23 protein-coding genes and 1 tRNA gene are annotated in these 25,256 nt (G+C 63.2%); 3 read left to right on the forward strand and 21 right to left on the reverse strand.

Features of this window, described 5'->3' with window-relative positions; translation table 11 throughout:
* From AC1DVR_RS22745 to AC1DVR_RS22835, 19 genes are all read right to left on the reverse strand, one after another.
* On the reverse strand, nt 1-249 hold a 249-nt coding region (locus AC1DVR_RS22745; protein ID WP_478002912.1), incomplete at its 3' end, for a GTP-binding protein.
* Nucleotides 250-333: 84 nt separating this feature from the next.
* Nucleotides 334-2,454: an elongation factor G gene (gene fusA / locus AC1DVR_RS22750; RefSeq protein ID WP_478002913.1), complete on the reverse strand. Its 2,121-nt coding sequence runs from the start codon at nt 2,452-2,454 to the stop codon at nt 334-336.
* Between the two features lie 9 nt (nt 2,455-2,463).
* Complete coding sequence (gene rpsG, locus AC1DVR_RS22755; RefSeq protein WP_478002914.1) at nt 2,464-2,934, reverse strand: 30S ribosomal protein S7; 471 nt, start codon at nt 2,932-2,934, stop codon at nt 2,464-2,466.
* A gap of 11 nt (nt 2,935-2,945) precedes the next feature.
* Entirely contained in the window at nt 2,946-3,317 is a 372-nt protein-coding gene (rpsL, locus tag AC1DVR_RS22760) for a 30S ribosomal protein S12 (protein ID WP_478002915.1), read from the reverse strand.
* A gap of 290 nt (nt 3,318-3,607) precedes the next feature.
* Nucleotides 3,608-5,047 carry an ArnT family glycosyltransferase gene (locus AC1DVR_RS22765; RefSeq protein WP_478002916.1) on the reverse strand — a complete coding sequence of 480 codons (1,440 nt, stop codon included), beginning with the start codon at nt 5,045-5,047 and terminating at the stop codon, nt 3,608-3,610.
* Nucleotides 5,034-5,342: a lipid-A-disaccharide synthase N-terminal domain-containing protein gene (locus tag AC1DVR_RS22770; RefSeq protein ID WP_478002917.1), complete on the reverse strand. Its 309-nt coding sequence runs from the start codon at nt 5,340-5,342 to the stop codon at nt 5,034-5,036. The genes AC1DVR_RS22765 and AC1DVR_RS22770 overlap by 14 nt, the downstream gene beginning before the upstream one ends.
* Entirely contained in the window at nt 5,342-6,061 is a 720-nt protein-coding gene (locus AC1DVR_RS22775; protein ID WP_478002918.1) for a glycosyltransferase family 2 protein, read from the reverse strand. Before AC1DVR_RS22775 ends, AC1DVR_RS22770 begins: the two co-directional genes overlap by 1 nt.
* A gap of 52 nt (nt 6,062-6,113) precedes the next feature.
* Entirely contained in the window at nt 6,114-7,001 is an 888-nt protein-coding gene (locus tag AC1DVR_RS22780) for a DMT family transporter (protein WP_478002919.1), read from the reverse strand.
* Nucleotides 7,002-7,070: 69 nt separating this feature from the next.
* Nucleotides 7,071-11,318 (reverse strand): DNA-directed RNA polymerase subunit beta', encoded by a 4,248-nt coding sequence (gene rpoC, locus AC1DVR_RS22785; protein ID WP_478002920.1) that lies wholly within the window; start codon nt 11,316-11,318, stop codon nt 7,071-7,073.
* A 98-nt stretch (nt 11,319-11,416) separates the two neighbouring features.
* Nucleotides 11,417-15,550 (reverse strand): DNA-directed RNA polymerase subunit beta, encoded by a 4,134-nt coding sequence (gene rpoB / locus AC1DVR_RS22790; RefSeq protein WP_478002921.1) that lies wholly within the window; start codon nt 15,548-15,550, stop codon nt 11,417-11,419.
* Nucleotides 15,551-15,821: 271 nt separating this feature from the next.
* Nucleotides 15,822-16,196 (reverse strand): 50S ribosomal protein L7/L12, encoded by a 375-nt coding sequence (gene rplL, locus AC1DVR_RS22795; RefSeq protein ID WP_478002922.1) that lies wholly within the window; start codon nt 16,194-16,196, stop codon nt 15,822-15,824.
* Nucleotides 16,197-16,267: 71 nt separating this feature from the next.
* Entirely contained in the window at nt 16,268-16,783 is a 516-nt protein-coding gene (gene rplJ, locus AC1DVR_RS22800) for a 50S ribosomal protein L10 (RefSeq protein WP_478002923.1), read from the reverse strand.
* A gap of 532 nt (nt 16,784-17,315) precedes the next feature.
* Entirely contained in the window at nt 17,316-18,014 is a 699-nt protein-coding gene (rplA, locus tag AC1DVR_RS22805) for a 50S ribosomal protein L1 (protein WP_478002924.1), read from the reverse strand.
* 3 nt (nt 18,015-18,017) lie between these two features.
* Nucleotides 18,018-18,470 carry a 50S ribosomal protein L11 gene (gene rplK, locus AC1DVR_RS22810; protein WP_478002925.1) on the reverse strand — a complete coding sequence of 151 codons (453 nt, stop codon included), beginning with the start codon at nt 18,468-18,470 and terminating at the stop codon, nt 18,018-18,020.
* A gap of 112 nt (nt 18,471-18,582) precedes the next feature.
* A complete protein-coding gene (gene nusG, locus AC1DVR_RS22815; RefSeq protein WP_478002926.1) occupies nt 18,583-19,116 on the reverse strand; it encodes a transcription termination/antitermination protein NusG in 534 nt (177 codons plus the stop codon).
* A 196-nt stretch (nt 19,117-19,312) separates the two neighbouring features.
* Entirely contained in the window at nt 19,313-19,510 is a 198-nt protein-coding gene (gene secE, locus AC1DVR_RS22820) for a preprotein translocase subunit SecE (protein WP_478002927.1), read from the reverse strand.
* Between the two features lie 110 nt (nt 19,511-19,620).
* On the reverse strand, nt 19,621-20,064 hold the full coding sequence (gene msrB, locus AC1DVR_RS22825; protein ID WP_478002928.1) for a peptide-methionine (R)-S-oxide reductase MsrB: 444 nt from the start codon (nt 20,062-20,064) through the stop codon (nt 19,621-19,623).
* A 115-nt stretch (nt 20,065-20,179) separates the two neighbouring features.
* Nucleotides 20,180-20,255 (reverse strand) — tRNA-Trp (locus AC1DVR_RS22830).
* 59 nt (nt 20,256-20,314) lie between these two features.
* Nucleotides 20,315-20,596 (reverse strand): acyl carrier protein, encoded by a 282-nt coding sequence (locus tag AC1DVR_RS22835; RefSeq protein ID WP_478002929.1) that lies wholly within the window; start codon nt 20,594-20,596, stop codon nt 20,315-20,317.
* Between the two features lie 64 nt (nt 20,597-20,660).
* On the opposite strand from AC1DVR_RS22835, the gene AC1DVR_RS22840 reads away from it, so the two are divergent.
* Nucleotides 20,661-21,977, forward strand: a complete 1,317-nt coding sequence (locus AC1DVR_RS22840) for a hypothetical protein (RefSeq protein ID WP_478002930.1) — start codon at nt 20,661-20,663, stop codon at nt 21,975-21,977.
* On the forward strand, nt 21,974-22,756 hold the full coding sequence (locus AC1DVR_RS22845; RefSeq protein WP_478002931.1) for an LnmK family bifunctional acyltransferase/decarboxylase: 783 nt from the start codon (nt 21,974-21,976) through the stop codon (nt 22,754-22,756). The genes AC1DVR_RS22840 and AC1DVR_RS22845 overlap by 4 nt, the downstream gene beginning before the upstream one ends.
* Before the next feature lie 6 nt (nt 22,757-22,762).
* Here AC1DVR_RS22845 and AC1DVR_RS22850 read toward each other — a convergent pair whose 3' ends face one another.
* Nucleotides 22,763-23,239, reverse strand: a complete 477-nt coding sequence (locus AC1DVR_RS22850; RefSeq protein ID WP_478002932.1) for an alkylphosphonate utilization protein — start codon at nt 23,237-23,239, stop codon at nt 22,763-22,765.
* A 217-nt stretch (nt 23,240-23,456) separates the two neighbouring features.
* Here AC1DVR_RS22850 and AC1DVR_RS22855 point away from each other — a divergent pair, with 217 nt between their 5' ends.
* Complete coding sequence (locus AC1DVR_RS22855; RefSeq protein ID WP_478002933.1) at nt 23,457-24,749, forward strand: hypothetical protein; 1,293 nt, start codon at nt 23,457-23,459, stop codon at nt 24,747-24,749.
* 116 nt (nt 24,750-24,865) lie between these two features.
* Here AC1DVR_RS22855 and AC1DVR_RS22860 read toward each other — a convergent pair.
* Nucleotides 24,866-25,256, reverse strand: a 391-nt coding sequence (locus tag AC1DVR_RS22860; RefSeq protein WP_478002934.1) for an EF-Tu C-terminal domain-related protein, incomplete at its 5' end; no start/stop codon positions are given.

Here is a 25,256-nt window from a genome sequence, read left to right on the forward strand (position 1 = left end):
ATAGTCAGCGTGGCCGGGGCAGTCGACGTGGGCGTAGTGGCGGGCTTCGGTCTCGTATTCGACGTGGGCGGTCGAGATCGTGATGCCACGGGCCCGCTCTTCCGGCGCGCCGTCGATTTGGTCGTAAGCGCGGAATTCGCCGAAATACTTGGTGATCGCAGCGGTCAGCGTCGTCTTGCCGTGGTCAACGTGGCCGATCGTGCCGATGTTGACGTGCGGCTTGTTCCGTTCAAACTTTGCCTTACCCATTTGGGTGCTCCTGTTTCGTGCGGTTGCGGTGGGGTAAACCCCACCCTACGGGGTGGTAGGGCGGGGTAACCCCCGCCACACCGGTTAAGCGTATTTCTTCTGGATCTCGTCCGAGATGTTCTGCGGCACGGCGTCGTAATGGTCGAAGGACATCGAGAACACGGCCCGGCCCGAGGTCATCGAGCGCAGGGTGTTGATATAGCCGAACATGTTGGCCAAGGGGACCATGGCGGCGATGACGTTCGCGTTGCCGCGGCTGTCCTGGCCGTTGATCATGCCCCGACGCGAGGTCAGGTCGCCGATGACGCCGCCGGTGTATTCTTCCGGGGTGACGACTTCGACTTTCATGATCGGTTCCAAGAGCTTGGCACCGGCCTTCTTCATGCCTTCACGCATCCCGGCACGGGCCGCGATTTCGAAGGCGAGGACCGAGGAGTCAACGTCGTGGAAAGCACCGTCAACCAGCGCCACCTTGAAGTCGATCACCGGGAAGCCAGCCAGCGGACCCGAGTCCATGACGGACTTGATGCCCTTTTCGACGCCGGGGATATATTCCTTCGGCACCGCACCACCAACGATCTTGGATTCGAAGGAGTAACCTTCGCCCGGCTCGGTGGGGGTGATGATCAGCTTGACGCGGGCGAATTGGCCCGTACCACCGGTCTGCTTCTTGTGGGTATAGTCGATTTCGGCTTCGCGCGAGATCGTCTCACGGTAGGCCACCTGCGGCGCACCGATGTTCGCCTCGACCTTGAACTCGCGACGCATACGGTCAACGAGGATGTCGAGGTGAAGTTCGCCCATGCCCTTCATGATCGTCTGGCCCGATTCGATATCGGTTTCGACGCGGAACGACGGATCTTCGGCAGCCAGGCGAGCGAGGGCGATGCCCATCTTCTCCTGGTCGGCCTTGGTCTTGGGTTCCACGGCGATTTCGATGACCGGGGTCGGGAAGGTCATGGTTTCCAGAACCACCTGATGGTTCGGGTCGCACAGCGTGTCCCCCGTGGTGGTTTCCTTCAGACCCGCCAAAGCCATGATGTCACCGGCGAAAGCTTCACCGATTTCTTCCTGCTTGTTGGCGTGCATCATGACCATACGGCCAACGCGCTCTTTGCGGCCCTTGGTCGAGTTGACCAGCTGGTCGCCCTTCTTGACCTGGCCCGAATAGATCCGGGTGAAGGTCAGGGTGCCCATGAAGGGGTCGTTCATGATCTTGAACGCCAGACCCGAGAAGGGTTGCGCATCATCCGCCGAGCGGGAGATGTTGCGGGTTTCCGTCTCGTCGCCCGGTGCGAAGCCCAGATAGGCCGGCACGTCGAGCGGGTCGGGCAGGAAGTCGATCACGGCGTTGAGCATGGGCTGGACGCCCTTGTTCTTGAACGCGGAGCCGGCGAGAACCGGGACGAACTCGATGGCCAGCGTACCCTTGCGGATCAGCTTGCGCAGCGTGGCTTCGTCAGGCTCGTTGCCTTCGAGATAGGCTTCCATGGCCTCGTCGTCCTGGCCGACGGCCAGTTCGAGCATGTTGTAGCGCCACTTGTCAGCTTCGGCCTTCAGGCTTTCGCGGATCGGTTGGCGGACCCAGGACGCGCCGAGGTCTTCGCCCTGATAGACCCATTCTTCCATGGTGATCAGGTCGATGATGCCTTCCAGCTTGTCTTCGGCACCGATCGGCAGTTGGATCGGCATCGGGACAGCGCCGGTACGGTCGGCGATCATCTTGACGCAGTTCATGAAGTCAGCGCCGGTCTTGTCCATCTTGTTGACGAACACGATCCGCGGAACCTTGTAGCGGTCAGCCTGACGCCACACGGTTTCGGTCTGGGGTTCGACACCGGCGTTGCCGTCGAGCAGAACCACGGCACCGTCGAGCACGGCCAGCGAACGTTCGACTTCGATGGTGAAGTCGACGTGGCCGGGGGTGTCGATGATGTTGAAGCGGTACTTGTCATCCGACGAGTGGTTGTCGGAATCGATCTGGCGCTGCCAGAAGGTCGTGGTGGCAGCCGAGGTGATCGTGATGCCACGCTCTTGCTCTTGCTCCATCCAGTCCATGGTGGCGGCGCCATCGTGGACTTCCCCGATCTTGTGGGTCTTGCCTGTGTAATACAGGATCCGCTCGGTCGTCGTGGTCTTGCCCGCGTCGATGTGGGCAATGATCCCGAAGTTCCGGTAGCGATTCAGCGCATATTCGCGTGCCATGATGCCACCTTACCAGCGATAATGGCTGAACGCTTTGTTTGCGTCGGCCATCTTGTGGGTGTCTTCACGCTTCTTCACGGCCGTGCCACGGTTGTTCACCGCGTCGGACAGTTCAGCAGCCAGACGTTCTTCCATCGTGTTCTCGTTGCGCTTGCGGGCAGCGGTGATGACCCAACGGATCGCCAGAGCTTCGCGGCGCTCGGTCCGGACTTCGACCGGAACCTGGTAGGTTGCACCACCGACGCGGCGCGAACGCACTTCGACGGAGGGTTTCACATTGTCCAGCGCTTCGTGGAAAGCCTGGATCGGTTCGCGCTTCAGACGGGTCTGAACGCGGTCAAGGGCGCCATAAACGATGCCTTCTGCGACCGACTTCTTGCCGTCGAGCATCAGGTTGTTCATGAACTTGGTCAGAACCCGGTCACCATACTTGGCATCGGGCAGAATTTCGCGCTTCTCAGCGGCGTGACGACGGGACATGCTTTATCTCCTCACTTCGGACGCTTGGCGCCATACTTCGAACGACGCTGACGGCGTTCCTTGACGCCTTGCGTGTCGAGGACGCCGCGGAGGATGTGGTAACGCACGCCGGGCAAGTCTTTGATACGGCCGCCGCGGATCAGAACAACCGAGTGTTCTTGCAGGTTGTGCTTTTCGCCGGGGATGTAGCAGATGACTTCGAAGCTGTTGGTCAGACGCACTTTGGCGACTTTCCGCATAGCGGAGTTCGGCTTCTTCGGGGTCGTCGTGTAAACGCGGGTGCAGACGCCGCGCTTTTGGGGGCAGGATTCCAAGTGCTGGGACTTGGACTTCCGGACTGGTGCCTCCCGCGGTTTGCGGATCAGCTGTTGAATAGTCGGCATGCACGTTCCTCGTGTTGCTCTGTCAATACTCGCATCAAGCCATGATGCGCCACTTCTCGACATGTCATCTTGCGCCTATCGCAAAATGCCAAAACCGCAGTCGCCCCCAACGCGGGTGCGGTGCGGCGGAATTCCAGAGGATCGGGGCTGAACACCCGGATCATGACCAGTTCCAATGTCATAACCTCGGTCAGGGCGGACCCGTGGCAGAGGTAGGCGGCTGATAGGGGGAATCGCTTGGGAAGTCAACAGCGCTTGGGCGCGTTGCCATTTCGGGCGACCTTGCGCGCCTAGCCGCCCGACGCGGCGTGGACCTGGCGGGCGCAGTCCGCCGCGACCAGATAGGCGGCGAGCGTGGTCTTGCGGTAGGCCGTGCCCGACAGGGTCAGCGGCTGGACCGACATGGCGCAGGCCGGTTTGACCTCGGTCACCAGCAGCACCGCGCCGGTCAGATCGGCGGGCAGCGGGTAGGATTGCTCATAATGGGTCTTGGGCTTGCCCAGCGGCGGCGTCGAGAAGAAGCGCAGATCCTGGCCGCGCCCGGTATAGAACAGGTCGGCCAGCACGTCGCGGTTGTCGGTCACGATCGGCACTGCGCCGGATGCGCGCGCCAGGCCCATGATCTCTTCGCTCATCGCGGCGCGGCCGAGATAGCGTTGCAGCAGGGGTTTGCCCTCTGGCCCAAGGCTCGGGAAGACGGTCAGCAGCGGCAGGGCCAGTGAGACCGCGCCATTGATCACCAGCGAGGCGAGGCGCCAGCGCGGGTGGCGGTCCAGCACCAGCATGGCCAGAACGGTGCCTGCGAAATAGGTGGTGATCGCCCAATTCGCCAGCGCCTGATCCATGATCGCCTGAACCGAGACCACGACCATCGGGGTGAAGGCGAAGGCCACGAGGAAGGGGTTCCTGCGGAAGCGCCGGATCCCGAGGACGAAGGCGCCGAACATCACCGGGCCCACCACGGCAAGCTGGCTGAACCAGAACTCGAACAGGTCATCGAGGCCGAATTCGTCGAAAAGGTCGCCATGCTCGATCCAGCCGATGTTCTGGCCGGTGTGGTTCAGCGTGGACAGGCCGTTGGTCAGGTTCCAGGCCACATTGGGCGCCACGAAAGCTGCCCAGGCCAGCAGGATCAGCAGGGCCTCTTTCACGCGGGGCCGCAGATCGCGGTTGCACAGCGCGGCCACGGCGATCCCGGCCAGAAGATAGACGCCGGCATATTTGGCCAGGCAGGCGATGCCCGCCATCACGCCAACCAGCAGCGCATCACGCAGCCGATGCTCGGCCATCAGACGATGGTAGAAGAACAGACCCGCCGCGAAGAAGGGGGCCAGCACGGTGTCGGTGGAAATCAGCAGGCTGCCAAGCGCGACCATCGGCAGGGTCACATAGCCCGCCGCAGTCCAGATTGCCGCCTGCCGTCCGCCGATCCGCGCGGCCAGCGCCGCAAGGATCAGCGCCGTCGCCCCATGCAGGATCGACCCCGGCATCCGGATCCAGAACACGGCATCGGAATGCACGAGCCCGGTCACCCCGCCGATCAGCCAGGCGATCAGCGGCGGTTTGGAGAAATAGCCGAAGGCGAAATGCTGGCCCCAGAGCCAGTATTGCGCCTCGTCCACGAAAAGGTCGGTGCGGTTGAAGGCCAGAAGGATCAACCGCAACCCCGTGATGATCCCGACGATGGTCAGCGCGGCGGGCAGCCAGCCCCGATCCTCAGCTGACGACACGGCGCTTTTCCTTGTAGATCAGCCAGAGATTACGCGAGTAGATCACCGTCCCCGGCAGCTGGCCCAGGATGATCACCGGGTCAAGCTTGCGCAACCCGTAGGCCAACACGATGAGCCCGCCGAGGATGCTGAAATACCAGAAGGCAATCGGCACCACCGAGCGCCCCGCCTTTTCGGAAGCGATCCATTGGACGATGAAGCGCCCGGTGAACATCAGCTGGCCCAGCAGGCCCACGATGACCCACAGCGCATCCGCCGAGGTTTCGACATGCATCAGGGACAGAATCGTGTGCATTACCGCTCCTCGGGCAGGGCTTTCGCCTTCTTGCGGCGGCGCAAGAGCCAGGCGACGCCCAGCAGGTCCACAGCGCCGACCAGGGCCCGTTGCAGGTTGGAATAATTCGACGCCCCGGCCACGCGGGCGCGGTGGCTGACGTCGACATGGGCGACCTGCCAGCCATCGCGCGCGAAAAGCGCCGGAAGATAGCGATGCATGTGGTCGAAATAGGGGAGCGCCATGAAAGGCTCGCGCCGGAAGGCTTTCAGGCCGCAGCCGGTGTCGCGGGTGCCGTCCTTCAACAGCCAGCCGCGCAAGCCATTGGCCAGGCGCGAGGCGAGTTTCTTCGACCAGGTGTCCTGGCGCTTGACCCTTTGGCCCGCCACCAGACCGATCCGGCCCGCCGCATCGGCGAGAAGGGGAGCGACCAGACGGGGCAGCTCCTCCGGCGGGTTCTGGCCGTCGCCGTCCAGCGTGCAGATCACGGGGGCGGTGGCCGCAATCACGCCGGTGTGAACGGCAGCGCTCTGCCCGGCCGAGGTGGCGTGGCGCAACAGGCGGACATGGGGGATGCCCAGGGCGTGGACGGCGGCTGCCGTCCCGTCGGTCGAGCCGTCGTCAACGACGATGATCTCGATCGGAGCATGGGATTTCAGGGCCGTATCAATGGCTTGCACCAAAGAGCCAATGTTCTCGGCCTCGTTGCGGGCCGGAATGACGACAGATATGTTGGTCATGACCCTTGCCCCTGTTGCCTGCCATATAGTGCAGCTGTTAGCGCCTGGCAATTCATGCCCTTGGCACATTTCGTGCTTTGCGTTCACGCAAGATGACATAGATGCCGGAAATCACCACCACGGCTCCGCCGGCCAGGGTCATCGCGTCGGGCAAGGTGCCAAACAGCGTCCAGCCGAGGATGATCGCAAAGAGCAGCGAGGTATAGCGGAAGGGGGCGACCAGCGCCAGATCGCCGACCCGCATCACCGAGATCGCGCACAGATAGCCGACGATCAGGAAACAGGCCGCCGCGGTAGTCTGAGCCAGCTGGGTCACGGTGACCGCCTGCCAGCCCTCGACGGCCACGCCCAAGGCCCCCATCGCCGTCACGGCGCAAGCCGCCCAGATCGCCCCGGTGGTCGAGGGCAGCTTGGCGGAAAACCCCTTGGTCGACAGATCGCGCAGCACCACGCAGGCGACCGAGGCGAGGCCAAGCACCGACCAGCGATCAAAATCGGCGGCGCCAGGGCGGATGATCAAGAGGACGCCGACAAAACCGACCAGAATGGCACTCAGCCGGCGCCAGCCGATCGGCATTTTCAACAGGAGCGCCGCCGAAAGGGTCACCGCCAGGGGCAGCGACTGCATGATGGCGGAGAGGTTGGCCAAAGGCATATGGGTCAGGGCGACCAGAAAAGTCAGGGTGGCCGAAATCTCGCCCAGGGTGCGCAGGGACAAAAGCACGCGGTCCCTGCCCTTCGGCATCAGGTTGAAGCCGCCCGGCGTGCGCGCGGCGATGACCAGAAGCCCCGCCGTGGCAGCAAGGCCGCGCAGAAGGATGGTCTGGAACAGGGGCAGACCGCCGCCGGTCACCGCTTTGACGAAAGTATCGTTCAGCGTGAAGGCCAGCATCGAGGCGCACATCAGAAGGATGCCGCGGGAATTGTCCGAAAGGGTCATGCCAGGCCGCCACAAGGAAAAGCCCCCCACCTTCGCAGGCAGGGGGCCAGTGTTTTCAGTCCGGGCGGATTATTCGCCGCGGCTTTCGATGGTGTCAACCAGACCGGAGTCGCGGTCGTCGCCCATGTCCATCACCGCGAGCGGGGCTGCCAGGGCAGCGGCCGCTTCGGCCTCGGACTTGCGGGCTTCGATCACGGTCTGGTCGCGGTCGGTCGCGATCTTCTTCACGCGGCTGGTGGCACCACCGGTGCCGGCCGGGATCAGACGACCCACGATGACGTTCTCTTTCAGGCCGACGAGCTTGTCGCGCTTGCCCTGAACCGAAGCCTCGGTCAGCACCCGCGTGGTTTCCTGGAACGAGGCCGCCGAGATGAAGCTGCGGGTTTGCAGCGACGCCTTGGTGATCCCGAGCAGGATCGGCTCGGCCACGGCAGCGCGCAGACCGCGTGCATTGGCCTTTTCGTTGGCTTCATCCAGTTCGGCCTTGTCGACGTTCTCGCCCTTCAAGAGCGTCGTCTCGCCCGAGTCCAGGATCTCGAACTTCTGCAGCATCTGGCGAACGATGACTTCGATGTGCTTGTCGTTGATCTTCACGCCTTGCAGACGGTACACGTCCTGCACTTCGTCGATCATGTAGTTGGCAAGCGCCTCGACCCCCAGGATCCGCAGGATATCGTGCGGAGCCGGGTTGCCGTCCATGATGTAATCCCCCTTCTGGACGAAGTCGCCTTCCTGAACCGGAATGTGCTTGCCCTTCGGGATCATGTACTCGACCGCCGTCAGCGTCTCATCGACCGGTTCAACGGTGATGCGGCGCTTGTTCTTGTAGTCTTTGCCGAAGCGGACATAGCCATCGGTTTCCGCGATGATCGCGTGATCCTTCGGGCGACGGGCTTCGAACAATTCGGCCACGCGGGGCAGCCCCCCGGTGATGTCCTTGGTCTTGGCACCTTCGCGCGGAATACGCGCCACAACGTCGCCGGGGCGAATCTCCTGACCGTCTTCGACGGACAGAATGGCGTCCACCGACATCGGGTAGGAGATCGGGTTGCCGGTTTCCGAGCGCACCGGTTCGCCGGTGGCCGGGTCCATGACGATCACTTCCGGCTTCAGCTCGTTGCCCTTGGGGGCCGAGCGCCAGTCGGAGACAATCTTCTGGGTCATGCCGGTCGCTTCGTCGGTATCCTCGCGGACGGAGATGCCCGAGATGAGGTCCTTGAACCGCGCCACACCGGTCTTTTCGGCGATGATCGGCAGGGTATAGGGGTCCCATTCGAACAGCTTGTTGCCGCGTTTGACCATCTGGCCGTCCTTGACGTGCAGTTTCGCACCATAGGTCAGCTTGTGCACCGCCCGGTCCGCGCCCGCCTCGTCGAGGATCGCGATCGACATGTTCCGGCCGACGACAATCTGCTCGCCCGAGACGTTGGACAAGAGGTTGGCGTTGCGGAACTCGATCTTGCCCTCTTGGGAGGCTTCGAGGAAGGACTGTTGACCGCCCTGCGCGATGCCGCCGATGTGGAAGGTCCGCATCGTCAGCTGCGTGCCGGGTTCACCGATCGACTGTGCGGCGATGATGCCGACAGCTTCACCCTGGTTGACCAGAGTACCGCGAGCGAGGTCACGGCCATAGCACATGGCGCAGACGCCCTCTTCGGCTTCGCAGGTCAGCGGCGAACGGATGCGCGCGGTCACGATGCCCGCCTGATGGATCAGGTCGGCACGGCGTTCGTCGATCAGTTCACCCTTGCCCACAACCACTTCGCCGGTCGCCGGGATGATGATGTCATCGGCAGCGACACGGCCCAGCACACGCTCGGCCAGGGATTGGACGACTTCACCGTCATTGACGGCGACGTCGGCGGTGATCGCACGTTCGGTGCCGCAATCGTGCGAACGCACGATGCAGTCCTGTGCGACGTCCACCAGACGGCGGGTCAGGTAACCCGAGTTTGCCGTCTTCAGCGCGGTATCGGCCAGACCCTTACGGGCGCCGTGGGTGGAGTTGAAGTACTCCAACACGGTCAGACCTTCCTTGAAGTTCGAGATGATCGGCGTTTCGATGATCTCGCCCGAAGGCTTGGCCATCAGACCGCGCATGCCGCCCAGCTGCTTCATCTGCGCTGGCGAACCCCGGGCCCCGGAGTGCGACATCATGTAAACCGAGTTCGGTTCCATTTCCGCACCCACCGCGTCGTATTTGACGGCAGAGATGGCGGACATCATGTCGGCCGCGACCTTGTCCGAGCACTTGGACCAGGCGTCGACCACCTTGTTGTACTTCTCGCCCTGGGTGATCAGGCCGTCCATGTACTGCTGTTCGAACTCTTTCACCTGATCGCGCACTTCGTTGACGATCGGCCATTTCGAATCCGGGATCAGCATGTCGTCCTTGCCGAAGGAGATACCGGCACGGAAAGCCTCCTTGAAGCCCAGACCCATGATCTGGTCACAGAAGATCACCGACTCTTTCTGACCGCAATAACGGTAGACGGTGTCGATGACCGACTGCACGTCCTTCTTGCGAAGGAGACGGTTGACCAGGTCAAACGGCGCCTTGGCATTGAGCGGCATAATATTTCCCAGGCGCAGACGGCCGGGGGTCGTATCAAAACGCTTCCAGACGATGTTGCCCTCTTCGTCGACCTGACGCAGACGCGCCTTGATCTTCGAGTGCAGGTGAACGGCGCCCGAGGCCAGGGCATGTTCGACTTCGTCGATATCGGTGAAGGCCATGCCCTCGCCGACCATGCCTTTGCGCTCCATCGTGACGTAATAGATGCCCAGAACCATGTCCTGCGACGGAACAATGATCGGCGCGCCGTTGGCGGGCGACAGAACGTTGTTCGTCGACATCATCAGAACGCGGGCCTCAAGCTGGGCTTCCAGCGAGAGGGGAACGTGGACCGCCATCTGGTCGCCGTCGAAGTCGGCGTTGAAGGCCGAGCAGACCAGCGGGTGCAGCTGGATCGCCTTGCCTTCGATCAGGATCGGCTCAAACGCCTGGATGCCCAGACGGTGCAGCGTCGGCGCGCGGTTCAGAAGCACCGGGTGTTCGCGGATGACTTCATCCAGGATATCCCAGACCTCGGGGCGCTCTTTTTCCACCAGCTTCTTGGCTTGCTTGACGGTCGAAGACAGACCCTTGGCTTCCAGACGCGAGTAGATGAAGGGCTTGAACAGCTCCAACGCCATCTTCTTCGGCAAACCGCACTGGTGCAGCTTCAGCTCCGGCCCGGTCACGATGACCGAACGACCCGAGAAGTCGACGCGCTTGCCGAGCAGGTTCTGACGGAAACGGCCCTGCTTGCCCTTGAGCATGTCGGACAGCGATTTCAGCGGGCGCTTGTTGGTGCCGGTGATGACGCGGCCACGACGGCCGTTGTCAAAGAGGGCGTCAACGGCTTCCTGCAGCATCCGCTTTTCGTTGCGCACGATGATGTCGGGCGCACGCAGTTCGATCAGCCGCTTCAGTCGGTTGTTGCGGTTGATGACGCGGCGGTACAGGTCGTTGAGGTCGGAGGTTGCAAAGCGGCCGCCATCCAGCGGCACCAGCGGACGCAGTTCCGGCGGGATGACCGGAAGCACGGTCAAGACCATCCACTCCGGACGGTTGCCGGATTCCAGGAAATGCTCGACGATCTTCAGACGCTTGATGATCTTCTTCGGCTTCAGCTCGCCCGTCGCTTCCTTGAGGTCAGCGCGGAGTTGCTCGGCCAGCGAATCCAGATCGATCGCGACCAGCATTTCGCGGATCGCTTCAGCGCCGATGTTGGCGGTGAAAGCGTCAGCGCCGTACTGGTCCTGCGCGTCGAGATATTCTTCTTCGGTCAGCATCTGGCAATAGCTGAGGTCGGTGAGACCCGGCTCGATCACCACATAGTTTTCGAAGTAGAGGATGCGTTCCAGATCCCGCAGGGTCATGTCCAGCATGAGACCGATGCGCGAGGGCAGTGATTTCAGGAACCAGATATGCGCAACCGGGGCGGCGAGCTCGATATGGCCCATCCGCTCGCGGCGCACCTTTTGCAGGGTGACTTCCACGCCGCATTTTTCGCAGACGACGCCGCGATATTTCATGCGCTTGTATTTGCCGCAGAGGCATTCGTAGTCTTTGATCGGCCCGAAGATCCGGGCGCAGAACAGACCGTCGCGCTCGGGTTTGAAGGTCCGGTAGTTGATGGTTTCCGGCTTTTTGATCTCGCCATAGGACCAAGACAGGATCCGCTCGGGCGAGGCCAGAGAGATCTTGATCTCGTCAAAGGTCTTGACGGGAGCAACCGGATTGAACGGGTTGGTCGACAGTTCCTGGTTCATTTCAATTCCTAAGAATGGGGGCGGCGGGGGAGGAGGCTGGCGCCACGATTTTTCTGCGAAAAATCACGGCGCCCGAATTTTCGCAGAAAATTCGTGCCTTATTCCTCCTCCGCATCCAGGAGTTCCATGTTGAGGCCGAGGCCGCGCACTTCCTTGACGAGGACGTTGAACGATTCCGGCACGCCGGCTTCGAAGTTGTCCTCACCCTTGACGATGCTTTCGTAGACCTTGGTCCGGCCTGCCACGTCATCCGACTTCACGGTCAGCATTTCCTGCAGGGTATAGGCGGCGCCGTAAGCTTCCAGAGCCCAGACCTCCATTTCCCCCAGACGCTGACCACCGAACTGCGCCTTACCACCCAGCGGCTGTTGGGTAACCAGCGAGTACGGACCGGTCGAACGGGCGTGCAGCTTGTCGTCCACCAGGTGGTGGAGTTTCAGCATGTACTTCACGCCCACCGTGACCTTGCGGGCGAATTGCTCGCCCGAACGGCCGTCGAAGACCACCGACTGGCCCGAAGTGTCAAAGCCCGCGCGGGTCAGCGCATCGTTGACATCCAGTTCCTTGGCGCCGTCGAAGACCGGCGAGGCGATCGGAACGCCGCGGGTCACGTTGCCCGCGAGTTCAAGGAAATCGGCCTCGGAACGGTCGGCGAAGGCTTCTTCATAGGTCTCGTCGCCATAAGCCAGACGCATCGCCTCCCGCACCGGGGTCATGTCGCCGTGACGGCGATAGTCCTTCAGCGCTTCGTCGATCTTCAGACCCAGACCGCGCGCGGCCCAACCCATATGCGTCTCGAGGATCTGACCCACGTTCATCCGGCTCGGCACGCCGAGCGGGTTCAGAACCAGGTCCACCGCGGTGCCATCGGCGAGGAAAGGCATATCCTCGACCGGAACCACCTTGGAGATAACCCCCTTGTTGCCGTGACGACCGGCCATCTTGTCGCCCGGTTGCAGCTTGCGCTTCACCGCGACGAAGACCTTGACCATCTTCATCACACCCGGAGGCAGATCGTCGCCGCGACGGACCTTTTCGACCTTGTCGTCAAAACGGTTGTCGAGCGCGCGTTTCTGCGCTTCGAACTGGTCGTGCAGGGCTTCGACATCCTTGGCATCCGACTCTTCCGCCAGAGCCAACTGCCACCACTGACCCTTGGACAGGGTGCCGATCAGCTCTTCGTCGATGGTCGAGCCAGCCTTCACGCCCTTCGGGCCTTTGACAGCGGTCTTGCCCATGATCAGGGTCTTCAGGCGCGAGTAGATGTTGCGCTCCAGGATCGTCAGCTCGTCGTCGCGGTCGCGCGACAGGCGGTCGATCTCTTCGCGTTCGATCTGCACGGCGCGTTCGTCCTTGTCGACACCATGACGGTTGAAGACGCGAACCTCGACGATCGTGCCATAGGCGCCGGGCGGCAGACGCAGCGAGGTATCGCGGACGTCGGACGCCTTTTCGCCGAAGATGGCGCGGAGGAGCTTCTCTTCCGGGGTCATCGGCGATTCACCCTTGGGGGTGATCTTGCCGACCAGAATGTCGCCCGGCTGAACCTCGGCGCCGATGTAGACGATGCCAGCCTCGTCGAGGTTGCGCAGCGCTTCTTCACCGACGTTCGGGATGTCGCGGGTGATTTCTTCCGGCCCGAGCTTGGTATCGCGCGCTGCGACTTCGTATTCCTCGATGTGGATCGAGGTGAACACGTCGTCTTTCAGAATGCGTTCCGAAATCAGGATCGAGTCTTCGTAGTTGTAGCCATTCCACGGCATGAAGGCCACGATGACGTTCCGGCCCAGGGCCAGTTCGCCCATGTCGGTGCAGGGGCCGTCGGCCACCACTTCGCCACGCACCACGGTATCGCCCACCTTCACCAGCGGACGCTGGTTGATGCAGGACGACTGGTTGGAACGCTTGAACTTGCGCAGACGGTAGATGTCCACGCCCGGTTCGGCCGGGTCCAGCATCTCGGTGGCGCGCACAACGATACGCGTCGCGTCGACCTGGTCGATCACACCGGCGCGGCGGGCCATGATGGCCGCCCCCGAGTCACGCGCCACAACCGCTTCAATCCCGGTGCCCACGAAAGGCGCGTCGGATTGCAGCAAGGGAACCGCCTGACGTTGCATGTTCGAGCCCATGAGGGCGCGGTTGGCGTCGTCGTTTTCGAGGAACGGGATGAGCGAGGCTGCGACCGACACAAGCTGTTTCGGCGAGACGTCGATCAGGTCGATCGCGTCCGGCGGGTTCAGCATGAATTCGCCTGCTTTCCGCGAGGAAATCAGGTCGTCGGTGAAGTGGCCTTCGGCATCCTGCGCCGCGTTCGCCTGGGCGACGGTGTGGCGCATTTCCTCGGTGGCGGACATGTAGACGACCTCGTCGGTCACCTTGTTGTCGATCACCTTGCGGTACGGGGTCTCGATGAAGCCATACTTGTTCACGCGGGCAAAGGTGGCCAGCGAGTTGATCAGACCGATGTTCTGACCTTCCGGCGTTTCAATCGGGCACATCCGGCCATAGTGGGTCGGGTGCACGTCGCGCACTTCGAAGCCGGCGCGCTCACGGGTCAGACCGCCCGGCCCGAGGGCGGACAGACGACGCTTGTGCGTCACTTCGGACAGCGGGTTGGTTTGGTCCATGAACTGCGACAGCTGCGAGGAGCCGAAGAATTCACGCACCGCCGCCGCCGCCGGTTTGGCGTTGATCAGGTCTTGCGGCATGATCGTGTCGATCTCGACGGAGGACATGCGTTCCTTGATGGCGCGCTCCATGCGGAGCAGGCCGACGCGGTACTGGTTTTCCATCAGCTCGCCGACCGAGCGCACCCGGCGGTTGCCGAGGTGGTCGATGTCGTCGATCTCGCCCTTGCCGTCACGCAGTTCGGTCAGGGCCTTGATGCAGGCCACGATGTCCTCGCGGTCGAGCGTGCGCTGGGTGTCGGGCTTGCCGAGGTCCAGGCGCATGTTCATTTTCACCCGGCCCACGGCGGACAGGTCATAGCGTTCCTTGTCGAAGAACAGCGTGTCGAAGAGCTGCGAAGCCGCTTCAACGGTCGGCGGTTCGCCCGGACGCATCACGCGGTAGATGTCCATGAGCGCGGTGTCGCGGCCCATGTTCTTGTCCACCGCCATCGTGTTGCGCATGTAGGGGCCGACGTTGACATTGTCGATATCCAGAACCGGAATCTCGGTAATGCCTTGGTCGAGCAGGACTTTCAGCGAGCCGCCCTTGACGTTGCCGTCACGGTCATACTCCATCGTCAGCTCATCACCAGCTTCGACCCAGATCTCGCCGGTCTCTTCGTTGATGATGTCTTTCGAGACGTAGCGGCCCACGATCATGTCGAAGGGCAGCAGCAGCTCGGTGATCTTGCCTTCCTTGCCCCAGGTGTTCGCCATCTTCGGCGTCACTTTTTCGCCGGCCTTCAGCATCACTTCGCCGGTGGCGGCATCGACCAGATCATAGGTCGGACGGGTGCCCGACAGACGCTTGGGGAAGAACTTGGAGATCCAGCCCTTGTTCTTGACGTGATTGAACATCACGGTCTCGTAGTAGGCATCCATGATGCCTTCCTGGTCCATGCCCATCGCATAAAGCAGCGTCGTCACCGGCAGTTTGCGGCGGCGGTCGATGCGCGCGAAGACGATGTCCTTGGCGTCGAATTCGAAGTCGAGCCAGGAACCGCGGTAGGGAATGATCCGGCAGGCGAACAGCAGTTTGCCCGAGGAGTGGGTCTTGCCCTTGTCGTGGTCGAAGAACACGCCCGGCGAGCGGTGCATCTGAGACACGATGACACGCTCGGTGCCGTTCACGATGAAGGTGCCGTTCAGGGTCATCAGGGGCATGTCGCCCATGTAGACGTCTTGTTCCTTGATGTCCTTGACCGACCGGGCGCCCGTTGCCTCGTCGACATCAAACACGATCAGGCGCAGCGTCACCTTCAGGGGTGCGGCATAGGTCAGGTCGCGCTGCATGCACTCGTCAACGTCGTACTTGGGCTTTTCCAGCTCGTACTTGACGAATTCCAGCACTGCGGTTTCGTTGAAATCCTTGATCGGGAACACCGATTGGAACGTGCCCTGGATACCTTCGTCATCCAGCGGCTTGTCGCCCTCGCCCGAACGCAGGAACAGATCGTAGGAGCTTTTCTGCACCTCGATCAGGTTCGGCATCTCCAGGACTTCGCGGATTTTGCCGTAATACCGGCGGACACGTTTTTGACCAACGTAAGCTTGCGCCATGCTCGTCGTAACCTTTCATCATCAAAGTGCGCGCTTCCGTCGGGCCACGGTCGCGCCACTCGGGCGATAGGGGGTAGTGGTTCCATTCATGCCGCCCATCCCTTAGGGCAGCTCCCGAACCATCACCGCGCCTGGAAAGAGGCTTTACGCAAAAGCACCTTTCAAGACGCGCACTTGGCCTGCATAGGCAGGCCAGAGACGCGCAGAGCAGGGCCGGGAAAACTCCCGACCCTGCTTGCAAATCCTGTCCGAGGTTGCCCCCGGCTTTGGATTACTTCAGCTCGACTTTGGCGCCAGCCTCTTCGAGCTTCTTCTTCATGGCTTCGGCGTCAGCCTTGGAGGCTTGTTCCTTGACCTTGCCGCCGGCCTCGACGAGGTCCTTGGCTTCTTTCAGGCCCAGGCCGGTGATGGCGCGGACTTCTTTGATGACGTTGATCTTGTTCGGACCAGCTTCGGTCAGAACGACGTCAAATTCGGTCTTTTCTTCGACAACTTCGGCAGCTGCGGCGGGGCCGGCAGCCATCATGACGGCGCCACCGGCAGCCGGCTCGATGCCGTATTTGTCTTTCAGGATGGTCTTCAGTTCCTGAGCTTGCAGGAGGGTCAGACCAACGATGTCTTCGGCGAGTTTGTTCAGATCGGCCATTTTATGTTCCGTAAGGTTTGAGATGGGGTTCTAACGAGGCGAGGACAATCCACACCCGGTTACCAATTGCTTCAGGCGGCAAGCCGCTCCTCGATGGTGGTGAGGATGCTTGCGATCGCGGAGGCAGGCGCACCAATGGCACCGGCGATGGCAGAGGCGGGCGCACCAAGGCAAGCCACGATCGAAGCGATAAGCTCCTCACGCGACGGCATGGCGGCCACGGCTTTGACACCGGCCGAGTCCAGAACCGTGTCGCCCATTGCCCCGCCAAGAATAACGAACTTGTCGTTGGTCTTGGCATAGGCTTCGCAGACCTTCGCCGCAGCGACGGGGTCTTCCGAATAGGCCATCACGGTCATGCCCGTGAGAAGGTTGCCCATTTTGACGCCGGGCTTCCCTTCAAGGGCGATCTTGGCGAGCTTGTTCTTGGCGACGCGCACCGACCCGTTCACTTCGCGCATTTTGGCGCGCAGGGTCTGCATCTGAGCAACTGTCATACCGGTGTAGTGGGCGACCACGACAACGCCAGAGCTTGCGAAGATCTGGCCGAGTTCGTCGACCACATTCTCTTTCTGGGCTCTATCCACAGTTTTACTCCAAGGTTGGGGGTTTCCCCCCGGCTCATGTGTGCCCCAAGAATCCCTGGGGCGTCGGGTCCATGATGTCTTCCGAGCCTGCAGACGGCCAAGGCGTAAGCCCCGGTGAAATCGGTTCGAACTCCATCTCAGGAGGGAAATTAAGCTTTCTTGCGAAGGCACCCACCGTCTCGGACAAAGCACGTCCCAGCCCCGTGACGAATCACGCGGCAAGAACAAGTTATGTCATTACAAGGAACACCGGACGGGCGCAATCAAAGATGCGCCTTCCGTCACGGCAGGGGTCAGGTGTGAACATCGTGTCACCCAACGCGGCCCTTATACCAGCTTTTTACCCGCATTGCACCCCCGCTTTCACAAGCTCAGGCGGACAGATGCCACAATATAAGCGAGAATTTGTACTTGGGTTGCCTGGCGCCGGCTTTCAAGCCCGGAACGGCTTGCATCCGCCAAACCTGCCCCAGCAAAAGAAAAGGCCCCCGACAGCCAGGCTGCCGGGGGCCGATCTTGAAACCTCAGCGGTTCAGCGCGCGGTGGCCGAAGCCAGGTCGAGCGAAACGCCCGGGCCCATGGTCGAGGACAGCGACACTTTCTTCAGGTAGGTGCCCTTGGCGCCGGCCGGTTTGGCGCGGCTGACAGCTTCCACGAAAGCGCGGACGTTTTCGGCCAGCTTGTCGTCCGAGAACGAGATCTTGCCGATGCCTGCGTGGATGACGCCGGCTTTTTCGACCTTGAACTGCACTTCACCACCCTTGGCGGCGGCGACGGCGGTTTTCACGTCCATCGTCACGGTGCCGACCTTCGGGTTCGGCATCAGGTTGCGCGGCCCGAGGATCTTGCCGAGACGGCCGACCAGCGGCATCAGGTCCGGGGTTGCGATGCAACGGTCGAACTCGATCTTGCCGGACTGGATGGTTTCCATCAGGTCTTCGGCGCCGACGATATCCGCACCAGCGGCGCGGGCTTCGTCAGCCTTGGCGCCACGGGCGAAGACGGCGACGCGGACGGTCTTGCCGGTGCCGTTCGGCAGCTGCACGACGCCACGGACCATCTGGTCGGCGTGACGCGGGTCAACGCCGAGGTTCAGCGCGATTTCCAGCGTCTCGTCGAACTTGGCCGAGGCTGCGGATTTGATCAGGGCGACAGCGGCTTCGACGGCCACTGCGGATTTGCCGACGAAGGCTTCCCGCGCGATGCGGGTACGTTTTCCAAGCTTGGCCATGATTTACCCCTTGATCTCGATGCCGCAGGACCGTGCGGAGCCCAGGATGATGCTCATTGCCGCTTCGACGGAATTGGCGTTGAGATCTTTCATCTTGGTTTCAGCGATCTTGCGGATCTGTGCGACCGAGACGGAACCTGCGACCACGTGGCCCGGCTTGACCGAACCCTTGGCGCGGTTGCGCTTGCCGACTTGCGGCAGACCAGCAGCCTGCTTCAGGAGGAACGACGCCGGAGCGGTCTTGAGCTCCAGGCTGAAGGACTTGTCCTGATAGTAGGTGATGATGACCGGGGTGGGCGTGCCCGGGGGAATGTCAGCGGTCTTCGCGTTGAATTCCTTCACGAAGGCCATGATGTTCAGACCGCGCTGACCCAGCGCCGGACCGACCGGCGGGGACGGGTTCGCTTGGCCCGCTTTCACTTGCAGCTTCAGGCTGCCGATAATCTTCTTGGCCATGTGGCCTCTCCTTTTTCACTGCGCCCGCCGCTCATTCGGCAAGGGTCGCGGTTTAGTGGTCCGGTCCGTCACCTGAGCCTCAGCCCCGGCGCTCGCCTCCCACGCGATGCACTCAGATGCCTTTCGACACCTGGGTGAATTCCAGTTCGACGGGGGTTGCCCGTCCGAAGATCGAGACGGACACTTTCAGGCGGCTGTGCGCCTCGTCCACTTCCTCGACCATGCCATCGAAGCCCTCGAAGGGGCCGTCGGTGACCTTGACCTTTTCGCCGATGTCGTAGCGGATCAGGTTGCGCGGTGCAGCCTCGCCCTCTTCGACGCGGTTCAGGATGCCGTTCACTTCGGCATCGCGCATCGGCATCGGCTTGCCCTGCGGGCCGAGGAACCCGGTCACCCGGTTGATCGACGAGATCAGGTGGTAACCCCGGCTCGACATTTCCATCCGCACCAGCACATAGCCGGGCATGAAGCGCCGCTCGGAGGACACTTTTTTGCCGCGCCGCACCTCGATCACCTCTTCGGTGGGCACCAGCACTTCGTCAATTTCATCTTCCAGACCGGCTTCCGACACGGCGGTCCGGATCTGCTCGGCCACTTTCTTCTCGAAATTCGAGAGAACGGATACCGAATACCAGCGCTTGGCCATGCCTCGTCCACCTTATTCTTGCCCCGGCCCGTGCCGGAGACGTCTTCATTATGCGCGGGAACCCGCGCGAGGGAACAAAAAACAGCGCGCCGCCGAATCGCTGCGCGCCGAATGTCCCTCGAACCTGCGGCGGGATAGCCTTCCGATCACCTTTTTTCAAGGAAAATCGCCCGGCCGAAAAACCGCCCGGCGGATTTCAGTGGAAGGCGCTCAGCACATAGGTCAGGCCGAACTTGATCAGCACGTCGATGAGGCTGAAGAAGGTGGCGGTCAGGGCGGCCATGACAAAGACCATGACCGTGGTCAGCACCACTTCGCGGCGCGAGGGCCAGGCCACCTTGCCGACCTCGGTCCGCACCTGTTGGATGAACTGCATCGGGTTGGTCGTGGCCATCTTCGGGCTCCGCTCTATAAGGACTGGTCGCAGATACGCGGTTGGCCCGAAGAATTCAAGCGCTGCAAAATTTGCGGCGCGGCCCCGGCGATCGCGGGGCCGCCTATTGCTCAGCGGTCTTCGACCTGGGTCAGGTAGGCGCCATAGCCCTCGGCCTCCATGTCGTCGCGGTGGACGAAGCGCAGCGAGGCTGAGTTGATGCAATAGCGCAACCCGCCGCGATCGCGCGGGCCATCGGGGAAGACGTGGCCGAGATGGCTGTCACCATGGGCCGAGCGGACCTCGGTCCGGATCATGCCATGGGTCACGTCGCGCAGTTCTGCGACATGGGCGGGCTCGATCGGCTTGGTGAAGCTGGGCCAGCCACAGCCGCTTTCGAACTTGTCGGCCGAGGCGAACAAGGGCTCGCCCGAGACGATGTCGACGTAGATGCCCGGCTCGTGGTTATCGAGATAGACGCCGGTGCCGGGGCGTTCGGTGCCGTTCTGCTGGGTGACGCGGAACTGTTCCGGCGTCAGGGCGGCGATACGGTCGGGAGATTTGGTATAGGTCATGGGCGTTCTCCTGTGTCTGGCAGGAATATGCGCATTCAGCCGCGATTTTCCAACCCGCTGGCGCGGAAGTGTAAGGCTGAAACAATCGGGCAAGCGGCGGGCCAACCGGCAAGGTTGGCAGGAGTTGGGGGACTCGAACCCACGACCCTCGGTTTTGGAGACCGATGCTCTACCAACTGAGCTAAACTCCTAGGCCTGCGGGCGAGGTAAACCAGCGCGCCGGGCACGTCAAGAGGGCGCGGGCGGCGCTTCAGGGATTCTGACCGGAAGCCAGCGGTCCTGTGGGGAGCGGTTCGGTCGGGAACAGCCGGGTGAACAGCTGGCCCGCCGTGCGGATCCCGGGGTCCAGACCCTCCATGTCGATCTCCTGCCCGGTCTCCTCCTCGATTTCGAGAATGCTCTCCAGAAAGGCAACCGACGACAGGTTGAGCCCGTCCCCGAACAGGATGGTACCCGGCGAAACCCCGCCGACCAGCCCGGCCTCTGCCCTTGCGTGGCGGACAAAAATTGCGGCAAACTCTGACCAATCCACGGTGATTCCTTCATTTTTTTCAATTCCGATGTTTAGCCGAGTTCAGGCGAAAGGCCAGTCCAAGATGCCCGACCGCGTTTTCAGGCCAAAGACCGCCGAGGCGGTGCTGTCGCTGCCCCATGACGACGCGCAGATCCGCGCCGCCCTGGCCGAGGCTCTGGCCCAGCCGGAGTTTGCCGGAAGCGATGCCACGGATCAGGAACTGACGCAGCTTCTGGTCCGGGTGGCGCGCGGCTTTCTGGTGCGGCGCGACGTGGGCTCGGCCTGCCGCGTGATCGGCGCGGTGCCGCCCCGGCTGCGCCAGCGCATGCCCCTGCAGATGCTGCGGATGCAGATCTACAGCCTGATGGGCGAGGTCTTGCTTCTGGCGACCGGGCTGGAGGCGCTGCTGCGCCAGCCAAGGGTGGCCGAGGCGCGCAACGCGATCCTGTCGGCGGCCACCTCGCGCTTTGGCATGGGCTGGTGGCTGGGCGATGCCTGCAAGGTCAAGCCGGCGCTCTGGGGGCCGTTGCCCGAGGCGCCTGGGGATTGGGTGCGCGACGGCGCGGGAGAGTTCCTGATGCCGCCCAACCCCGCGGCCTATGGCGAAAACCTGCTCGCGCCGGTCTTGCGGGCGCAGGGGATCACCCTGGCCGAGGCGCAGGCCCGGCTGATCGCGCAGGAAGCGGCGGCGCGGCGCGCGGTCTTTCTCTACGAGGCCGACATGAAGGCCCGCCTTGCCCCGGCCGGCACGCCGGGGGCGGCGCAGATCATCGCCTACCACGACCGCTATGTCCGCGAGGAGATCACCTGGGACCCGACCCCGCTGATCGCCGCCCGAAAGGCCGGGCGCAACGCGATCCTTCTGATGGCCCATGCCGGGTCCGGCATCCGCTTTTCCAAATTCGCCGAGATTCCCGGACCCAAGGCGATCTTCGCCCACAGCCATGTGCCACGGCCGGACATGCTCTGGGTGCCCACCCTGCGCGATGCTTCGGTGGTGACGCTGGCCTTCATGAAACTCGCCCGCAAGATCCGCAGCGAGCCGCATCTGGTGATCCTCCTGCCCGACGGCGCCACCGGAACGGCGGCGACCGAGGTCGATGTCGAAGGCACAAGGTTCCGTGTCGCCGTGGGCGGGGCGGCTCTGGCGCGGGTGGCCCCCTCCACCCTGTTTTTCGCCCGCAGTCTGCAGCGCGACGGCAGGCTCGCCCTCGAGATCACCGAAGGCCCGCAGATGGGCCCCGGCATGGACAGCGCCGAATCCGACGCTGCCTTCGCGGCCTTTTACGGCGCGGGCCTCGCGCGGATCCTGCACAGCCCGATCGAGGATATCGGGCAATTCGGCTTCATGCGGGCGGCGCTGACCGATGCCCCGTTTGACGGGGAGGAGATCGAATGACCCTGAAAAGACAGTTCACCGCCGGCCTGCCGCAACTGGACATCCACACCCTGGCCGAAGATTGGGCCCTGGCCTACGCGCTGGAGGGCACCTGGGCGCTTCTGGCGGAGAGCCTGGGCAAACCGCCCGCCCAATGGCTCGACGGGGCGGGGGTGCGGATGTATGGCGCGGTGATGGCGCTCGAGATCCGCAGCGATCTGGAAAATCCGGTGCTGGAAGATGACCTCGTGGCCACCGAAACCAGCCTTGAGGCGATCCGCAAGCCCCATGCGATCGGGGTCACCCGCTTTCTGGTCGGCGGTGTGATGCGGATGGAGGTGCGCCTGCTGACCAGCTTCATCCGGCGCGATGCGGCGGGGTCGAACAAGAAATTCTCCAAGGTCCGCGACATCTGGCAGGCCGCGGATCTGGCGCCCGGGGCCGTGGACGACTGGCTCGATGCCCATCACGCGGCCAAGACGACGCCCGTGCCGGAAACGCTGGCGATGATGCACGAGGTCAACCGGTTGCAGGATTTCAACACGGCGGATTTCATGTATTTCAAGAACTTCGTCCGCATCGCCCGCGCCGCGGAATGGCGCCACGGGCGCGGCGCCACCCCCCGCCTCGCGGCGCACCGTCGGGCGTTTTACTATGGCAATGTCGAGGACGGCGACGCGGTGCAGGCCCGGATCGGCGCGTCGGAGGGCCTGATCCAGACCTTCCTGCGCGGCCCGGACGACCGGATGCTGTTCCTCAGCCTGGCCGAGATGCAGGACGTGGCGATCCGGCCGCGCTGAAGGGCTTCAGCTTTTCTTGACGTATTGGGTCAGGATCACGATGGTCTGGTCATTGACCCGCCCCTCGATCTGCCCGGCATTGTCGCGCACCAGCCGGATCGAGCGGACCGCCGTGCCGCGCTTGGCTACCATCGAACTGCCCTTGACCGGCAGATCCTTGATCAGCACCACCGTGTCGCCCTGCGCCAGCAGCACCCCATTGCTGTCGCGATGCTCAACCGAGGCGTCGGCCTCGGACAGCCCGGCTTCGGCGCGGGCCAGAACCTCGGGTTCCAGATAGACGCTGTCGAGAAGTTCGACCGCCCAGGCCTCCTGCGGCAGGGCCTTCAACAGGCGCCAGGCGGCAATCTGGGTCGCAGGCTCCGCCGCCCAGATCGCATCGCCCAGGCAACGCCAGCGTGGGCCGGGGGTGATCTGGCCGGCCAGCGCGGCAGCACAGGTCGGGCAGAGCAGGGCCGCGTCGTCGCCGGGAGGAAGGGTCACGATTGTGGCGTCGGGGGCAGCGCAAAGCACGCAGGTCATGGGTCAGCCTTTCGGGAAGATGGGCAGATTGCCCATCCTACAGTCCCCCTCTGGATGCGACGCTGGCGGCGCGGGGGCAAGCGGAAACCGGGGCTCCCGGGCATCGGCCCTTGAAGTTTCGCACTCCGGCGGGGTTAATCGCGGCAAGCCCCCAGCGAAAGGTTTCGCCGTGAAGAGGATGCGCCTTGCCCTTTGCCTCGCCCTGGCGCCTTTGCCCGGCGCGGCTGCGCCGGATTGCCTGGCCCAGCCGACGCGGGCTTGCGTCTTTCAGATGGCGCTGCGGCAGGCCGAAGCGGAGGAAAGACCCGCGCTCCACGCCTCCGGCATGCTCGCCATTGCCGCTCTGCAGGAGGAGGAAGGGACCGGAGACGCTGGCCAAACCAGGGCTGCCCTTCTGGCGCAGCTGCTGAAGGATACGCCGGACCCGGCCCTGGCCCACCAGGTGCTTCGGTCTGCGGCAACCTTGTTGTGGATGTCCGGTCGCCCGCTCGGGGACAAGCCCGACACCGACCGGTGGCTGCAAGCGACGCTGGCCGATCTGTCCCGCAAGGCAGGACTTCCGGTCGAGGCAGACGACAGCCCGGCGGAACTGGCGCTCGCCGCCCGCATCCGCGCGCAGGTCGCGTCCACCCCGGCGGACCCGCTGGCCAAATTCGCCCGACTGGACAGGGGGCGCGGAGCCGAGATCCCTCGCCCGAACCTGCGGGAGGCCAGTATGTTCCTGGACGTGGACCCGGCGCACGAACGCCTTCTGGCCGGTCTCTTCGCCAAAGGGGCGCTCAGCGGCGCGCGGACCGAGATCGCCGGCTGGACCGATCCTGCGGAAAGGGCCAATGGGTTTGCCGCCCTGGCGCTGGCCTATGCCCGCGCCGGAGAGGTCGCCACGGCCCTGGATCTGGCCCGCAGGCCCGATCTGGCCGACAGGACGCTGCTGGACTACCCTGCCAAAGAGGGGCTGATCGAGGTCTGGGCCCGTGCCGGGGCCCACATGGCCGATGCGATTGCGCCGGAATACGGTCAGGCAGCCGCTTTGCTCCCCAGTTTTCAGCCGGGCTTCCGGGCTAGAATAACCGTCTCGATGGTGATGGGCGACATTACCACCGCGCATGCGCTTCTGACGAAGGTCAAGCACTGGCATCGCGACATCGCCGTGATGCAGGCGCTTGACGCGGGGCTTGACCACGATCCCGCCCGCGGCGCGGCCCTCGTGGCCCTTTTCCCGCGCGAGGAGCAGGCGGAACTGTTCTACAGCCTTGGGGAGGCGCAGCTGCGGGTGGGCGACGTCGAAGGCGCGCAGGCGACCCTCGCCCTGCTGCAACCGCTTCCCGACGCCAGGATCCTCACAACCCTTCTGCGCGAGGGTCTGGCCCCGGTGATGGCGGCGACCGGGCAAGGGGCCGAGGCGGTGCAACTGGCCGCCGACCTGAAGGATGCCGCGGTCACCGCCCAGGTCGCCGCCCGGCTGGAATGACAAAGGCCGCCCCGAAGGGCGGCCTTTTCCGTAGGATGGGCAATTTGCCCATCTCCTCGGAGATCACTCGATGATCTTCGACACCACGCCGGCGACGCCGAGAGTGTCCAAAATCATCACTCGATGATTTTGGAGACGACCCCAGCCCCAACCGTGCGGCCACCTTCACGGATGGCGAAGCGGAGCTTCTCTTCCATGGCGATCGGCGCGATCAGCGAGACGTTGAACTTCAGGTTGTCGCCCGGCATCACCATCTCGGTGCCGGCCGGCAGCTCAACAGTGCCGGTCACGTCGGTAGTGCGGAAGTAGAATTGCGGACGGTAGTTCGCAAAGAACGGCGTGTGACGGCCGCCTTCTTCCTTGGTCAGGATATAGGCCTCGGCTTCGAACTTGGTGTGGGGCGAAACCGACTTCGGCTTGCACAGCACCTGGCCACGTTCCACGCCTTCACGGTCGATGCCGCGCAGCAGAACGCCGACGTTGTCGCCAGCCTCACCGCGGTCCAGC

The organism is Rhodobacter sp. P2_H5, assembly GCF_056403335.1.

Coding starts and splice junctions, on each gene's coding strand:
- fusA (WP_478002913.1), bottom strand. CDS start 2,454: ATGGCACGCGAATATGCGCTGAATCGCTACCGGAACTTCGGGATCATT.
- rpsG (WP_478002914.1), bottom strand. CDS start 2,934: ATGTCCCGTCGTCACGCCGCTGAGAAGCGCGAAATTCTGCCCGATGCC.
- rpsL (WP_478002915.1), bottom strand. CDS start 3,317: ATGCCGACTATTCAACAGCTGATCCGCAAACCGCGGGAGGCACCAGTC.
- AC1DVR_RS22770 (WP_478002917.1), bottom strand. CDS start 5,342: ATGCACACGATTCTGTCCCTGATGCATGTCGAAACCTCGGCGGATGCG.
- AC1DVR_RS22775 (WP_478002918.1), bottom strand. CDS start 6,061: ATGACCAACATATCTGTCGTCATTCCGGCCCGCAACGAGGCCGAGAAC.
- AC1DVR_RS22780 (WP_478002919.1), bottom strand. CDS start 7,001: ATGACCCTTTCGGACAATTCCCGCGGCATCCTTCTGATGTGCGCCTCG.
- rpoC (WP_478002920.1), bottom strand. CDS start 11,318: ATGAACCAGGAACTGTCGACCAACCCGTTCAATCCGGTTGCTCCCGTC.
- rpoB (WP_478002921.1), bottom strand. CDS start 15,550: ATGGCGCAAGCTTACGTTGGTCAAAAACGTGTCCGCCGGTATTACGGC.
- rplL (WP_478002922.1), bottom strand. CDS start 16,196: ATGGCCGATCTGAACAAACTCGCCGAAGACATCGTTGGTCTGACCCTC.
- rplA (WP_478002924.1), bottom strand. CDS start 18,014: ATGGCCAAGCTTGGAAAACGTACCCGCATCGCGCGGGAAGCCTTCGTC.
- rplK (WP_478002925.1), bottom strand. CDS start 18,470: ATGGCCAAGAAGATTATCGGCAGCCTGAAGCTGCAAGTGAAAGCGGGC.
- nusG (WP_478002926.1), bottom strand. CDS start 19,116: ATGGCCAAGCGCTGGTATTCGGTATCCGTTCTCTCGAATTTCGAGAAG.
- secE (WP_478002927.1), bottom strand. CDS start 19,510: ATGGCCACGACCAACCCGATGCAGTTCATCCAACAGGTGCGGACCGAG.
- msrB (WP_478002928.1), bottom strand. CDS start 20,064: ATGACCTATACCAAATCTCCCGACCGTATCGCCGCCCTGACGCCGGAA.
- AC1DVR_RS22840 (WP_478002930.1), top strand. CDS start 20,661: ATGCCCGACCGCGTTTTCAGGCCAAAGACCGCCGAGGCGGTGCTGTCG.
- AC1DVR_RS22845 (WP_478002931.1), top strand. CDS start 21,974: ATGACCCTGAAAAGACAGTTCACCGCCGGCCTGCCGCAACTGGACATC.
- AC1DVR_RS22855 (WP_478002933.1), top strand. CDS start 23,457: ATGCGCCTTGCCCTTTGCCTCGCCCTGGCGCCTTTGCCCGGCGCGGCT.